The 14186-nt window shown below is 72.1% G+C and carries 10 protein-coding genes; 5 read left to right on the top strand and 5 right to left on the bottom strand.

All coding sequences use genetic code 11. The features are described from left to right. Positions 1-24 precede the first annotated feature (24 nt). The 4 genes from ACIQFZ_RS32455 to ACIQFZ_RS32440 form a co-directional block, all read right to left on the bottom strand. Positions 25-750 carry a class I SAM-dependent methyltransferase gene (locus tag ACIQFZ_RS32455; RefSeq protein WP_365419154.1) on the bottom strand — a complete coding sequence of 242 codons (726 nt, stop codon included), beginning with the start codon at positions 748-750 and terminating at the stop codon, positions 25-27. A gap of 146 nt (positions 751-896) precedes the next feature. After that, the gene (locus tag ACIQFZ_RS32450) at positions 897-3392 is read right to left on the bottom strand and encodes a SpoIIE family protein phosphatase (protein ID WP_402692882.1); all 2496 of its coding nucleotides are present in this window, start codon (positions 3390-3392) and stop codon (positions 897-899) included. A 151-nt stretch (positions 3393-3543) separates the two neighbouring features. Then, a complete protein-coding gene (locus tag ACIQFZ_RS32445) occupies positions 3544-5934 on the bottom strand; it encodes an MFS transporter (protein WP_376653039.1) in 2391 nt (796 codons plus the stop codon). A 158-nt stretch (positions 5935-6092) separates the two neighbouring features. Further along, positions 6093-6536, bottom strand: a complete 444-nt coding sequence (locus ACIQFZ_RS32440) for an SRPBCC family protein (RefSeq protein WP_365419146.1) — start codon at positions 6534-6536, stop codon at positions 6093-6095. A gap of 191 nt (positions 6537-6727) precedes the next feature. Here ACIQFZ_RS32440 and ACIQFZ_RS32435 point away from each other — a divergent pair, with 191 nt between their 5' ends. The 3 genes from ACIQFZ_RS32435 (at position 6728) to ACIQFZ_RS32425 (ending at position 10013) form a co-directional block, all read left to right on the top strand. Continuing rightward, positions 6728-7783, top strand: coding sequence for an Rv2578c family radical SAM protein (locus ACIQFZ_RS32435; RefSeq protein ID WP_383057811.1), 1056 nt, complete (start codon positions 6728-6730; stop codon positions 7781-7783). 134 nt (positions 7784-7917) lie between these two features. Next, positions 7918-9513: an alpha/beta hydrolase gene (locus ACIQFZ_RS32430; protein ID WP_402692881.1), complete on the top strand. Its 1596-nt coding sequence runs from the start codon at positions 7918-7920 to the stop codon at positions 9511-9513. 101 nt (positions 9514-9614) lie between these two features. Beyond that, complete coding sequence (locus ACIQFZ_RS32425; RefSeq protein WP_365419137.1) at positions 9615-10013, top strand: RidA family protein; 399 nt, start codon at positions 9615-9617, stop codon at positions 10011-10013. A gap of 57 nt (positions 10014-10070) precedes the next feature. On the opposite strand, the gene ACIQFZ_RS32420 is transcribed toward ACIQFZ_RS32425, so the two are convergent. Continuing rightward, positions 10071-10646 carry an adenylosuccinate lyase gene (locus tag ACIQFZ_RS32420; RefSeq protein WP_365419134.1) on the bottom strand — a complete coding sequence of 192 codons (576 nt, stop codon included), beginning with the start codon at positions 10644-10646 and terminating at the stop codon, positions 10071-10073. Between the two features lie 374 nt (positions 10647-11020). Between ACIQFZ_RS32420 and ACIQFZ_RS32415 the strand changes: the two genes are divergently transcribed. Together ACIQFZ_RS32415 and ACIQFZ_RS32410 are read left to right on the top strand one after the other, a co-directional pair. Next, on the top strand, positions 11021-12826 hold the full coding sequence (locus ACIQFZ_RS32415) for a 3-hydroxybutyryl-CoA dehydrogenase (RefSeq protein ID WP_365419131.1): 1806 nt from the start codon (positions 11021-11023) through the stop codon (positions 12824-12826). A gap of 136 nt (positions 12827-12962) precedes the next feature. Continuing rightward, positions 12963-13781 (top strand): TetR family transcriptional regulator, encoded by an 819-nt coding sequence (locus tag ACIQFZ_RS32410; RefSeq protein ID WP_365419128.1) that lies wholly within the window; start codon positions 12963-12965, stop codon positions 13779-13781. Positions 13782-14186 lie beyond the last annotated feature (405 nt).

Here is a 14186-nt window from a genome sequence, read left to right as displayed (position 1 = left end):
CGCAGAGCACGACCGCCGGGCCGGTCAGTGGGCGCGGCCTGCCACGAACCACTTCGACGGCAGCTCGATACGGGTGCCGTCGGAGGTGAACTCCGCGGTGACCAGGGGCATTTCACCGCCTGCCAGGACGGTGAGGCCGGCCGAGCCGAGATACTGCGGCACGGCGGCGTCGGCGACTTCGCCGGGTGCGATGCCGTGCCGGAGGACCGGAGCGAGCTTGGGCGGCGGACCGGCGGGGTCCCGCGCGAGTCCGCCCAGCACCAGGCGGGCGGACTCGGACGGTTCGACGAGGAAGACCCGGCCGCGCGCGCCGACGAGGGTGGCGATCCCGTCGGCGAGCGCCTGCCGGTCGTCCGGATCGCACTGGTGCAGCACGCCCCGCATGTAGACGTTCACGTCACCCAGCTCGGCGTGCAGCGTCTCCACCTCGCCCTTGTCGGCGGCGTCCAGCACCCGGTACGCGGCCCGGCCCGCGCGGTCGCCGTGCCGGGCGTGCCCGACCGCCGCCGCGGCGATGTCGACGCCGACGACGCGCCCGAAACGCTCGGCGAGGAACCGGGTCTGTGTGCCGTTGCCGCACCCCAGGTCGACCAGGGGCAGCGCCAGGTCGGCCAAGTGCGGTCGGAGCAGCGGCAGATGGAGACCCGCGGTCACCTCCGGCCCGGCGTCCCAGAACACCGACCCCGGCTCCTCGGGAGCCTCACTCCAGAACCCCTCCCACGCCTGCCGGTACCGGCTCGTCGCACTCATGCCCAACTCCCCTGCAAAGCCGCCTTGTTCCGTCACAACCGACGGGTTCTTCCGGTCTACCGGCCAAGGCCCGGCCCCACAACCACCGGGTGCCGGAGCGGGACCGGGGGCACGGGACCCTCGAGCGGTGGCGTGCCGGGGTCGGGTCAGCGGCGAGGCAGGGCGAGTTCGAACCAGACCGTCTTGCCGGTGTTCGTACGGCTCGTGCCCCACTCGCGGGCGAGGGTGCTGACCACCCGCAGGCCCCGGCCGGACTCGTCGGGCGGGCCGGCGCTCAGCAGGGTGGGCAGGTCGTGGTCGTCGTCCTCCACCTCGCACAGCAGGGTGTCACCGCGGACGAGGCGCAGTTCGACGGGTCGGCCGTGGGAGTGCCGTACGGCGTTGGTGACCAGCTCGCTGACCATCAGCTCGGTGGGGTCGGTCAGCCGGGCCAGGCCCCACTCGTGCAGTTGCTCACGGACCACGGCGCGGGCCCGGCCCACCTCGGCGCGATCGCGGGCCAGACGCCACTCGGCTACATCGTCCGGCTCGATGCCGTTCAGGCGGGCCATCAGCAGCGCCACGTCGTCCTTGCGGCCACCACGCGTGTTCAGGGCGCGGATGATCGTGTCGCAGGCGTCGTCCATGGACGCGGCCGGGTGGGCGGCCGACTCGCACAGTGTGGCGAGGCCCACACCGATGTCCTCGCCACGCACCTCGACCAGCCCGTCGGTGCACATCACCAGCCGGTCGCCGGGCCGCACGGGGACGCGTACCGCCTCGAAGGGCACCCCGCCGACGCCGATGGGCGCCCCCGTGGGCAGGTCCAGCAGCTCGCTGCGGCCGTCGACCGCGCGCACCAGGACCGGCGGGATGTGGCCGGCGTTGGCGAGGTGCACCTCGCTCGCGATCGGGTCGTACACGGCGTACAGGCACGTCGCCAGGTAGGTGTCGCCGAGCCGCTGCGCGAGGTCGTCCAGGTTGCGCAGCAGTTGGGCGGGCGGCAGGTCCAGCGCGGCCATGGTCTGCACGGCCGTACGCAACTGCCCCATCTTCGCGGCCGAGTTCAGGCCGTGTCCCATGACGTCGCCGACGACCAGGGCGGTGCGGGCCCCGGGCAGCTTGACCGAGTCGAACCAGTCGCCGCCGACCCGGCCGAGCAGCGTGCCGGGCAGATAGCGGGTGGCGAGGTCGCAGCCCGCCATCCGTGCCGGGATGCTCGGCAGCATGCTGTCCTGGAGGGTCTCGGCAACGCTCTCCTGGTACGTGTACATGCGCGCGTTGTCGAGCACGAGACCCGCGCGGGCGGCGAGTTCGGCGCCGGTGACCCGGTCCATGTCGTTGAACTCGGCGCGCTCCGGGTGGCGCAGCAGGACCATGAAGCCGAGGACGACGTTGCGCGCCTTCAGCGGCACGACGAGCATGGACCGGTGGGTGATCAGCGGCCGGATGTCGCGCTTCTCGAACTGCGAGGCGATGGCATGGCCCATCTCCTCGCTGATCCGCGGCACGAGCACGGGCTCGCCGGAGGTCATGCACTGGAAGAACGGTGTGTGCGCCGGGAACGGCATGGCCTCGCCGACCGGTACGACGTCGTCCCAGCGGCCCGGTTCGTCGTTGTGCTCGACGGCCACCCGGTGCCACATGGTCCTGGTGTCCGGCACGCCCTCCGGGAACTCCTCCCCGGCGACGACCTGTTCGCGCAGATAGGTGCCGGCGACGTCGGTGAAGCGCGGGACGACGGCCCGGCTGACCTCGGCGATGGTCCGCGCGAGGTCGAGCGAGGTGCCGATCCTGCCGCTGACCTCGTTGAGGAACTCCAGGCGCTCGCGCACGGCGGCGTACTCGAGGTCCTCGCCCCCGTCGTCGGCCGGTTCCTCCGATAAGGGCACTCCCTGGGCCGCCGCCCGCGCGGCCCGCGCGCGGCGCGCCCTGCGCTCGACCCGCCGCGGCACACCCCAGTCGGGGGTGACGGGCACCCGGTCCTTCTGGCTGAACTCCAGTACCGGGTAGCCGAGTTCAAGCACCTGCGCGACGATGCGGGCGCTCTCTCCGACGCTCATGCTGGGCAGGATCTCGGGCAGCCGGCGCGCGAGTTCGTCGGCGCCGGGGAAGTCGGTGTGCAGAGCGAAGGCCGGCGCGATGCGCTCGAACGCGCCCGCCTCCACGACCTGGTCCGCGCCCTCGTCCCCGTCAACGTGTCCGTCGCCGTGGCGCAGCCCGTCCGCGTCGGCGGCGAGCACGAGCAGCCGCTCCCGCCCCGGGCCGACCAGCGGGTACGCCCACCACAGGACGTCCACCCGGTCCCGTTCCGGCACGGCGAGCCGGGCGCGGCCGGCGGCCGGGTAGGACAGCCCGTCCAAAGAGGACTCCAGGCCGGGTCCCAACCCGTCATAGCCGCCGTGGGACCGGTAGGGGGCACTGTCCGCCTCGTCGGGCAGGGCGCCGGAGACGGGCAGCAGGTCGGCCGCCGGACTGCCGATCGCCTCTTCCTTGGCTCTGCCGAGCAGCCGCCGCGCGCCCCTGCTCCAGTGCGACACCAGGCCGTCGTGGTCGACCACGACCACGGCCAGCGGGACGCGTCCGGCCGGGACGTCCGCCGCCACCGCGCGACCCCCGGCTCCGCGGCCCGGAGGTACGCCCCATTCGGTGCCACGGTCCATGACCCAGGCCCCTCTCCCCCACGGCTGCGCAAGATCTGTTCCCTTGGGCACCACGGTACGGCGACGGCCCGTCACGATGTGCGGCAATACGCGAATTGGTCTCAGGGGGAGCGCACCGGCGCGCGGTGGTGCGCTCCCCCTGACGAGCTGCTCAGTCCTCGTGCCCGAGCTGGAGATCCCGTTCCGTGCGTCCTCCACCCGCCACCTGGAGGACCGTGGCGACGGGCGGGTAGCCGGCCGCGATCACGGTGTACTCGCCGGAGGACAGGTCGACGAACCGGAACGTCCCGTCGGGTCCGGTGGTGAGCGTGTCGACGACGTTGCCCGCGGCGTCGAGGAGGGTGACGCGCGCGTCCTCGACGGGCCGCCCGCCACTGGCCCGGACGGTCCCGCGCAGCACGGCCCCGCCCGCGAGCTCGACGTCCTGGCGGGTCTCCCGCGCGGCCTGCACGCTGACCGGCAGCGCGGCCGGGCGGAAGGCGGGCGCGCTGGCGGCGAGGGTGTACTCCCCGGCAACGAGCTCGGTGATGGCGTAGCCGCCCTCGCGTCCGCTGCGGGTGCTGGCGACGACCTCGCCGTGCACGTTGGCCAGGGTGACGGTGGCGTCGCGCACGGGGCTGCCGTCGGCGGTGCGCACGGTGCCCGTGAGGCGTCCGGCGCCGCCGAGGACGACGTCGAGTTCGACGGGCCGCTCGCCGACGGTCACGGAGACGGCCTGCGGCTGGTGCCCGCCGGCCGCGGCGATCAGGACGTACGAGCCGGTGCCCGGCGTGGACAGCGCGTACCGCCCGTCGTCTCCGCTCGCGCCCCGGCCGATCTGCTGTCCCGCGACGTCGATCAGGGTGAGCGCCGCGCGGGGCACGACGGTGCCGTCCGGATGCTGCACAGTGCCGCAGACGGGCACGCCGGCGGCGAAGGGTGAACGGGCCTGCGGCACCGTGGGGTTCAGCGGCGCGGTCTCCGGGTCGGTCACATGGGCGTTGTGGGACACCAGCGGTTTCTCCTTGAGGAAGAAGGCGATGAGCAGGCCGAGGACGAGCACCGGCACCAGGTAGAGGAAGATCCGCGGCATGGCGTCCGCGTACGCCCCCACGTAGGCGTCGCGCAGGGCCGGCGGCAGTGCCCGCACGGCCTGCGGGGTGATCGACTCGGGGTCGGGGAGGGCGGCGCCCGCGCGCGCGGGGACGCGGTCGCGCAGGGCGTCGGTGAGCCGGCCGGCGAACAGGGTGCCGAAGACGGCGGCGCCCACGCTGCCGCCGATCTGCCGGAAGTAGTTGTTGGCGCTGGTCGCCGTGCCGAGGTCGGCGGGGCGCACCGAGTTCTGCACGGCGAGCACCAGCACCGGCATCACCAGGCCGATCCCGGCGCCGAGTACGGCCATCCAGACGCTGTACTGGAGCCGGGACGTGTCGACTTCGAGCCGGGACAGCAGCCACATGCCGAGGGCGGACAGGGCGCTGCCGAGGACGGGGTAGATCCGGTAGCGGCCGGTGTGGCTGATGAGCTGCCCGGAGACGATGGACGCCGCCACGATGCCGCCCATCATGGGCAGCATCAACAGTCCGGACTCGGTGGCCGAGGCGCCGTCGACCATCTGGAGGAAGGTGGGCAGGTAGCTGGCCGCCCCGAACAGCGCGACGCCGACGACGAGTCCGACCAGGCCGCTGACATTGAAGACGGAGTCGCGGAACAGCCTGAGCGGGATGAGGGGTTCGACGGCGAAGCGCTCGGCGACGAGGAAGAGCGCGGTGGCCGCGACGGCGCCCGCGCTCAGCCCCAGGATGACGCGTGAGCCCCAGGCGTACTCGGTGCCGCCCCAACTGGTCAGCAGCACCAGGCAGGTGGAGGCGGCGGCCAGCAGCAGGGCGCCCAACACGTCGAAGCGGGCCCTGACCCGTGGCCTGGGCAGTTTCAGCACGACGGTGATCACGGCCAGGGTGACCAGGCCGAACGGTACGTTGATGTAGAAGCACCACCGCCAGGACAGGTGGTCGGTGAAGTAGCCGCCGAGCAGCGGCCCGGCGACGGAGGCGAGCCCGAAGGCCGCGCCGATGAGTCCCATGAACCGGCCGCGCTGCCGGGGCGGCACGATGTCCGCGATGATGGCCTGCACACCGATCATCAGTCCGCCCGCGCCGATGCCCTGCACCGCGCGGAAGGCGATGAGCTGGTCCATGGTCTGCGCCCGTCCGGCGAGCGCGGAGCCGGCGACGAAGACGGCGATGGCGAACTGGAAGACGCCCTTGCGGCCGATCAGGTCGCCGAGCTTGCCGTAGACGGGCAGGCCGACGGTGGAGGTGAGCAGATAGGCGGTGATCGCCCAGGACATCCGGTCCAGGCCGTGCAGCTCGCCGACGATCTTCGGCAGCGCGGTGGCGACGATCATCTGGTCGAGCGCGGCCAGCAGCAGCGCGAGCATCAGCCCGACGAAGACCAGCCGCACCCCGCGGGGGCCGAGCCGCGGGGCGGGGGCCGGCCGCGGGGCGGGGATGCTGGGGGGCGCCGCGACCGGCTCGTCCTGCACCAGAGTGATCCCGCCCACGTACCGCTCCCTCGTCGCACCTGCCGCACGATTGCCGCGCAATGCGACAACTGTGGGCAAGGCGACGAGTTACGGCGGGCCTCCGGTCCGGGGGGAGATCCACTCGAACCGGTGAGGTGCCAACGACGCCCGTCGGCAGAGGAGTTGCTCCAGAAAGGCTACTTCTCGACCTCGGTGGCGAGCTTGGCGAGCATCGCGTCGTAGATCCGGGCGAGGCCCTTGGGGGCGAACGTCCTCTCGAAGAAGCCGCCGATGCCCCCGGCCCCCTTCCAGGTGGTGGTGACCACGACGCGGGACTTGCCTTCGCCCGCCGGGGTCACACGCCAGACGGTGACCATGGAGGAGTTGCGGTCCTTCTCGACCAGCTCGCCGTCGGAGGGCTCGGACACCTCCATCAGGCAGTCGCGGACCCGCTTGCTGGTGGCCTGGAGCTTCCAGTGGACGAGGGTGCCCTCGCCGTCGCCGCCCTCGCGCACCTCGTACTCGCTGAAGTGCTCGGGCAGCACCTTCGGGCGCGTGCCGCTGTAGTCGGCGACCGCGTCGAACACAGTCTCCGCGTCGGCGGCGACGACCCGCTCCGTAGTGGCCTCGACCTGCGCCATGGCTTCCTCCAGGACATCCGTTCTCAGGCTTGGGGCAAGCCAATCACCCCGGCGCCCGGGGCCCCAAATCGGGGCCCGGCAAGTGATCGAACACGGCACAGCGGGCGATCGGGAACGGCGTCCGTACAGTCACCCGCACGATCAAGGGAACACATGTTCTATTCTGTGGGGAGCACTATCGAGGAGGCGCCATGCGCTGGGACAACCTCACCGTGGACCCGGGGAACTCCGGGGACTCCGGTCACAGCCGGGCCGACGCCGCGCTCTTCGGGGCGGACGCGGTCGTCACACGTACGTTCGACACTCCCGAGTTCCGCGGGATCACCTTCCACGAGATCCGGGCCCGCTCGATCATCAACCGGGTGCCGGGCGCCTCGCGCATGCCCTTCGAGTGGACGGTCAACCCGTACCGCGGCTGTACGCACGCGTGCGTGTACTGCTTCGCGCGCAAGACGCACAGCTATCTGGACCTCGACACGGGCATCGGCTTCGACACGCAGATCGTGGTCAAGGTGAACGCACCGGAGCTGCTGCGCCGCCAGCTGGCCTCGCGCCGCTGGCACGGCGAGCACATCGCCATGGGCACGAACGTGGACTGCTACCAGCGGGCCGAGGGACGCTACCGGCTGATGCCGGGCATCCTGAGCGCGCTGCGCGACCACGCGAACCCCTTCTCGATCCTGACCAAGGGCACGCTGATCCTGCGCGATCTGGACCTGCTCACCCAGGCGGCCGAGGTCACCGAGGTGGGCGTCTGCGTCTCGGTGGGCTTCACCGACACCGAGCTGTGGCGCACCGTCGAGCCGGGCACTCCCGCGCCCGAGCGGCGCCTGGACGTCGTGCGCACCCTCGGGGAGCACGGCATCGGCTGCGGGGTGCTGATGGCGCCGGTGATCCCGTTCCTGAGTGACCGTCCGGCCCAACTGCGGGACACCGTAAGGGAGATAGCGGCAGCCGGGGCCACCTCCGTCACCCCGCTGGTGCTGCATCTGCGGCCCGGCGCCCGCGAGTGGTTCATGACCTGGCTCGAACAGCACCACCCGCACCTCGTGCGCCGCTACGAGCGGCTGTACGCCGAGGGCGCCTACGCCCCCAAGTGGTACCAGCGCCGGATCACCCGTCAGGTGCACGAGCTGGCACGGGAGTACGGGATCGGCCCGGCGCGCGCGGGAGCGGCCCGCCGCATCCAGCCGGCCGAGCCGACGCCGCCCCCGATGCCCGAACCGACTCAACTCACGCTCATTTGAGAGCGTTCGAGGGCATCACCCGGCCCAATTGGGTCAAGAATCGTCAGAACGCGTTCTTCCGCTAGATCTTTCCGGGACGATGCGGCGAGGACCGCGAGACCGCGGTCCGCAGCCTCTCCGTCCTGGGAGGACCTATGAGAAAAAGCGCTGCCGCGCTGTGCGGTGCCGCCGTCGTCATGGCCGGATCCCTCACGGCCGTCCCCGCCGACGCGAGCACGCCGCATCCCGCAGCCGCCGCATCCGCCGCCAAGGTCACATGGAAGAAGTGCGGCACCACCAGGTATCCGACCCTCCAGTGCGGATCCGTGAAGGTGCCGCTCGACTACAGGCATCCGTCCGGGAAGAAGATCACGCTGGCACTGTCCCGCGTCCCGCACACCGCCAAGACCTACCAGGGCCCCCTGCTGGTCAACCCCGGCGGCCCCGGTGGCAGCGGCCATTCACTCGCCGGTTTCGTCGCCTCCTCCCTGCCCAAGAAGGTCGCGGCCCAGTACGACGTCATCGGCTTCGACCCACGCGGCGTGGGCAAGAGTTCCCCGGCGCTCGACTGCAAGCCGGGCTCCTTCACACCGGTGCGCCCGGATTCGGTGCCGAACACTCCCGCGATCGAGAACGCCAACCTCTCGCGCGCGACGTCCTTCGCCGCCGCCTGCGGCAAGAAGTACGCGAGCGTGCTGCCGCACATCAACACGGTCAACGCGGCTACCGACATGGACGCGATCCGCCGGGCCCTCGGCGCGAAGAAGATCAATTACTTCGGTTACTCCTACGGCACCTATCTCGGCGCGGTGTACGCCAAGCTCTTCCCCGAGCGGGTGCGCCGGCTGGTCCTCGACTCGATCGTGGACCCGACGGGCGTCTGGTACAAGGACAACATCAAGCAGGACTACGCCTTCGAGGGCCGTCAGCAGGCCTTCGTCGCGTGGATCGCGAAGCACGACTCGACCTACAAGCTGGGCACGGACCCGGCGAAGATCGAGGCCAAGTGGTACGCGATGCGGGCGGCGCTCGCCAAGAAGCCCGCGGGTGGCAAGGTCGGCGCCTCCGAACTGGAGGACACCTTCATCCCGGGCGGCTACTACGACGGCTACTGGCCCTACCTCGCCCAGGCGTTCGCGGCGTACGCGAACGACAAGAAGACCGGGCCGCTGGTCGAGGCGTACACCAACTTCGCCGCCGTGGGCGCCTCCGGCGACAACGGCTACAGCGTCTACACCTCCGTGCAGTGCCGTGACACCTCGTGGCCGCGCGACTGGCGGCAGTGGCGCAAGGACAACTGGGCGGTGTACGCCAAGGCACCGTTCATGACCTGGAACAACGCCTGGTACAACGCGCCCTGCGCCTTCTGGCCGGTCTCGTCCAAGCGCTCGGTGAACGTCGCCAACGGCAAGCTGCCGCCGGTGCTGCTGTTCCAGGCGACCGACGACGCGGCCACCCCGTACGAGGGCGGTGTCACGGTGCACCGGCTGCTGCGGAACTCCAGCCTGGTGGTGGAGCAGGGCGGCGGCAACCACGGCATCACGCTGAGCGGGAACGCCTGCCTGGACAAGCACCTGGCTACGTATCTGACCAACGGCAAGGTGCCGCGCGGGCACGGTGTCGCGGACGCGGTGTGCCAACGGCTGCCCGCCCCGAAGCCGCTGAGCGCGGCGGCGTCCGCCTCGGCCGCCTCCCCGTCCGGTGCCGCGCGCGGGGCGGCGCTGCACGACCTCGTCCGCTTCCGCGGCTGAGCGGCCGAACCGGCTCCGCCGGGCCGCCGCAAGCGGTCTGACGGTCCGTCGGGGGCGGTGACCGGATCGTGGTTGTCGGACGCATGGTCCACCATGGACGCATGAGCGAGCCAACCAGGATTCCCGCCCCCGACGGGGTCGCCCCCGCCGCGCACTACTCCCATGTCGTCATGGGCACCGGCCGTTTCGTCGCGATCTCCGGACAGGTCGCCCTGGACGAGAACGGCGAACTCGTGGGCGAGGGCGACCCGGACACGCAGGCCCGGCAGATCTTCGAGAACCTCCGCCGCTGCCTGGCCGCCGCCGGCGCGACCTTCGACAACGTCGTCAAGTTCACCTACTTCCTCACGGACACGGCCCACCTCCCGGCGATCCGCGCCGCCCGCACGGCCCACCTGGCCGACGACCGCCTGCCCGCCTCCTCGGCCGTCCAGGTCGCGGCCCTGGTCCGCCCCGAGTTCCTGATGGAGGTCGAGGCGTTCGCCGTACTGCCCGAGTGAGGTGTTCCCGCGCGCGGCCGCCGGACCCGTCCGCGTGCTCCCGCGGGTCCCGGCCGCTCACCCGGACTTCGGGATACGGGCCAGGGCGTCGACCGCCGCCTCCGCCAGGGCCGGGTGGGCCAGGGCCTCGGTGAGGACGGGACGGGCCCGGCCGTCGCCCAGCGCGCCCAGGCCCTCCACACAGGCCAGGGCCACCCGGCGGTAGGGGTCGTGCGGGCGGAGCCGGCGCTCCAGCGTGGTGATCAGGGCGGGCACGGACTCGGGGGCCCGCAACTCCACCAGCAGCCGTACCGGATGCAGCGCGTAGGCGACACGCAACTCGTTGGTGGCCAGGGCCGCCGCGGCGCGGGCGGTGCGGGGATCGCCGAGCCGGGCCAGCGCGTACGCGGCACCGACGCAGCGCTGCGGGTCGCGGTGGTTCAGCAGCAGCACCAGGGACTCGAAGGCCCGCCGGTCCCCCGCGAGGCCGAGGCGGAACGCGGCCAGCTCCCGGGCCCACAGCGGCTGCCCGGGCGCCGTGAGCACCTCGGCCAGCTCGCCCGGGTCCCGGGTGGCCGCCAGATGCTCGTACGCCGCCGATCCGCCCGTCTCCTGCCGTAAGCGCTCCGTGAGCGATCGCAATTCTTCGTCCACGAAGGCCAGCCTAGGGTCGTGGCCCGCCGCGCGGGACGTACATCACAAACTCAGGGGGGTGGCGCGCTCGTTACCCACCGGTTAAGCTCAGACGAGCGAGACACCCTCTCGCACCCTCTCGCAGTGGCCTGGTGACGCAGCCACCGCGAGTGTTGTCGGTTCGGTACCCCGAGTACCGCAGTACGACCCGGCTTCGGGACAGAGCCGGTCGGCTTCGCCGGCTGCCGGGCGCGCAGGCGCCCGCGGCGACCGGCACCGGGCATGTGCGCTCACGGCCCGGCGACACCCGCAACCTCTTCCTTCCGCACCCGGTCCGCCCGTCGGCGCACCCGGGACGCGTTCCCAGTCGTCACCCTCATTCCTGGAGTCCCGCGATGGCCACTCCCCTCTCCGACATCTCCCTGTCCCCGCTGAAGACGATCGCCGTCGTCGGCCTCGGCACCATGGGCACCGGCATCACCGAGGTCCTGGCCCGCGCGGGCCGCGAGGTCGTCGGCATCGACATCAGCGAGGCGGCGGCCGCCAGGTGCGTCGCCGCCCTGGAGCACTCCACCGCCCGCGCCGTGGAACGCGGGCGCCTGACCGACCGGGAGCGCACGGACGTGCTCGCCCGCGTGCGCACCTCCACCGACCTGGCCGCGGCGGCCGACGCCGACCTGGTCGTCGAGGTGGCGCCGGAGTCGTACGAGACCAAGCAGCAGATCCTCCGGGAGCTGGACGGCATCGTGCGGCCGGGGGCGATCCTGGCCACCGGCACCAACGCCCTGTCGGTGACCCGCCTGGCAGCCGACTCGGCCCATCCGGAGCGGGTGCTCGGCCTGCACTTCTTCAATCCCGCGCAGGCCATGAGGCTGGTCGAGATCGTCGCCTCGGTGCTGACCGCCCCGCAGGCCGTCGAGGCGGTCACCGACCTCGCCCTCGAACTGGGCAAGGAGCCCGTCGCGGTCGGCGACCGGCCCGGATTCGTCGCCGACGGGCTGCTGTTCGGCTACCTCAACCAGGCCGCGGCGATGTACGAGGGGAGGTACGCCTCCCGCGAGGACATCGACGCCGCGATGCGGCTCGGCTGCGGACTGCCGATGGGCCCGCTGGCGCTGCTCGACCTGATCGGCGTCGACACCGCGCGCACGGTCCTGGAGGCCATGTACGCCGAGTCGCGCGACCGGCTGCACGCCCCCGCGCCGATCCTGAAGCAGCTCAGCGAGGCCGGACTGACGGGCCGCAAGGCGGGCCGCGGCTTCTACACCTACGAGGCCCCGGGCAGCGGCACCGTCGTGCGGGACGCGCTGACCCCGCCGGCCGGTGACGTGCTCGCCCCCGGCCGCCCCGTGCGCTCCGTCGGCGTCGCCGGCTCGGGCACCATGGCCTCCGGCATCGCCGAGGTGTTCGCGAAGGCCGGGTACGAGGTCGTGCTGGCCGCCCGCAGCGCGGAGAAGGCGCAGGCCGCCAAGGCCCGTATCGGCAAGTCGCTTTCGCGCTCTGTCGACAAGGGCCGGCTGACCGCCGAGGCCGCCGCGCAGACCCTGGACCGGATCACGGCGACCGGCAGCCTCGACGACTTCGCCGAGGTGGACCTCGCCGTGGAGGCCGTCGCCGAGGACCTGGCGGTCAAGCAGCAGTTGTTCGCGGCACTGGACAAGGTCTGCAAGCCGGGCGCGATCCTGGCCACCACCACCTCCTCGCTTCCCGTGGTCGCCTGCGCCCGCGCCACCTCGCGCCCGCACGAGGTGATCGGCATGCACTTCTTCAACCCGGCGCCCGCGATGAAACTGGTCGAGGTCGTCCGCACGGTGCTGACGGAGGACGACGTCCACGCGACGGTCCGCGAGGTCTGCGTCCGGATCAGGAAGCACGCCGTCGACTGCGGGGACCGCGCCGGCTTCATCGTGAACGCCCTGCTGTTCCCGTACCTCAACAACGCGGTCAAGATGGTGCAGGAGCACTACGCGTCCCTGGACGACATCGACGCGGCGATGAAACTCGGCGGCGGCTACCCCATGGGCCCCTTCGAACTGCTCGACGTCGTCGGCCTGGACGTCTCGCTGGCCATCGAGAAGGTCCTGCACCGCGAGTTCCGCGACCCGGGCCTGGCCCCGGCACCGCTCCTGGAGCATCTGGTGGCCGCGGGCTGCCTCGGCCGAAAGACCGGCCGCGGCTTCCGCGAATATGCCCGGCGCTGACCGGTCCGGCGACCGGTTCGAGGACGGGCGGGAGTGGGGCGGCCTGCTGGAGCCGGCGGCCGCTCCCCCGTCCACCGAGGACGGAGGAACCCGGGGACGTGCGCACCGGGCTGCACGGATGCAGTACGTTCGGGTCATGCCCCAGCCCGCCAAGTCCACACGTACACCCGCCACGCCCGACGCGCCGGAGAGCACCGCCGGCTCCCGCGCGGCCGCCCAACGGCTCAAGATGCGCCGGGAACTGGCGGCCGCCGCGATGGAACTGTTCGCGACCAAGGGGTACGAGGCGACCACGGTCGACGAGATCGCCGCGGCGGCCGGGGTCGCCCGCCGCACCTTCTTCCGGCACTTCCGCTCCAAGGAAGAGGCCATCTTCCCCGACCACGACGACACCCTGATCCGCGCCGAGGCCGTTCTCAACGCGGCCCCCGCGCACGAGCACCCGCTCGACACGGTGTGCCGGGGCATCAAGGAAGTCATGAAGATGTACGCGGCGCAGCCGGAGATCTCGGTCGCCCGCTACAAGCTGACCCGCGAGGTGCCCACGCTGCGCGAGGCGGAGATCGCCTCCGTGGCCCGCTACGAGCGCCTGTTCACGCGTTACCTGCTGGGCCACTTCGACGAGCGCGTGCACGCCGACGACGCCAACGACGACCCGCTGCTCGCGGAGGTCGCCGCCTCGGCCGTGGTCACCGCGCACAACCACGTGCTGCGGCGCTGGCTGCGGGCCGACGGCCGGGGAGACGTCGAGGCGCAGCTCGACCACGCCTTCGCGATCGTGCGCAAGACGTTCGGCACCGGGATCGGGGCCGGCCGCGCCGCGGCGCCCGCGTCCGGCGCCGGGCCCTCGGCGGCGGTGTCCCAGCAGGGCGAGGTGCTGGTGGCGCTCGCCCGCACCGACGCCCCGCTGGAAGAGGTCATGCGGACCATCGAGGAGGCGCTGAAAGAGCGCTGAAGGGCCTCGCGACGAGCGAGAGCCGCGTACCGCCTCGCGACCACGAGTGCCGCGTAACCGACGGCCACCCCCACGGGGTGGCCGTTTTTGCATGTCGGAGCCCCTTTTCGCCCGTCTCGGTGAACCCGTTCGATCGATCATCGCTCATTTGTTGCGTAAAGTTTTCGTCTGAGCGAAAATTCTGGCACTCAGTGCCTTGCCGGATGACACGCGGTGTCATACGTTGAAGGTGTCCGGGCGGCCGGCGCGCGGCAGAACCGCACGCACGCCGACTGTCCCAGCGAACCGATGGCGGCTCGCACGCCCGGACGCCTGCGTCACAGGCAACCTCCCGCGCCACAAAGCGCTGCCGAAGTCCCACCCGCCGAACCGACGGCACCCGGCCGGACCGCCGGCCCCCCTCAT

It is taken from the genome of Streptomyces sp. NPDC093064, from assembly GCF_044754605.1.
Classification (GTDB): Bacteria; Actinomycetota; Actinomycetes; order Streptomycetales; family Streptomycetaceae; genus Streptomyces.
The sequence above is the reverse complement of the archived record's forward strand: the minus strand, read 5'-3'. Positions and strand labels throughout refer to the sequence as shown.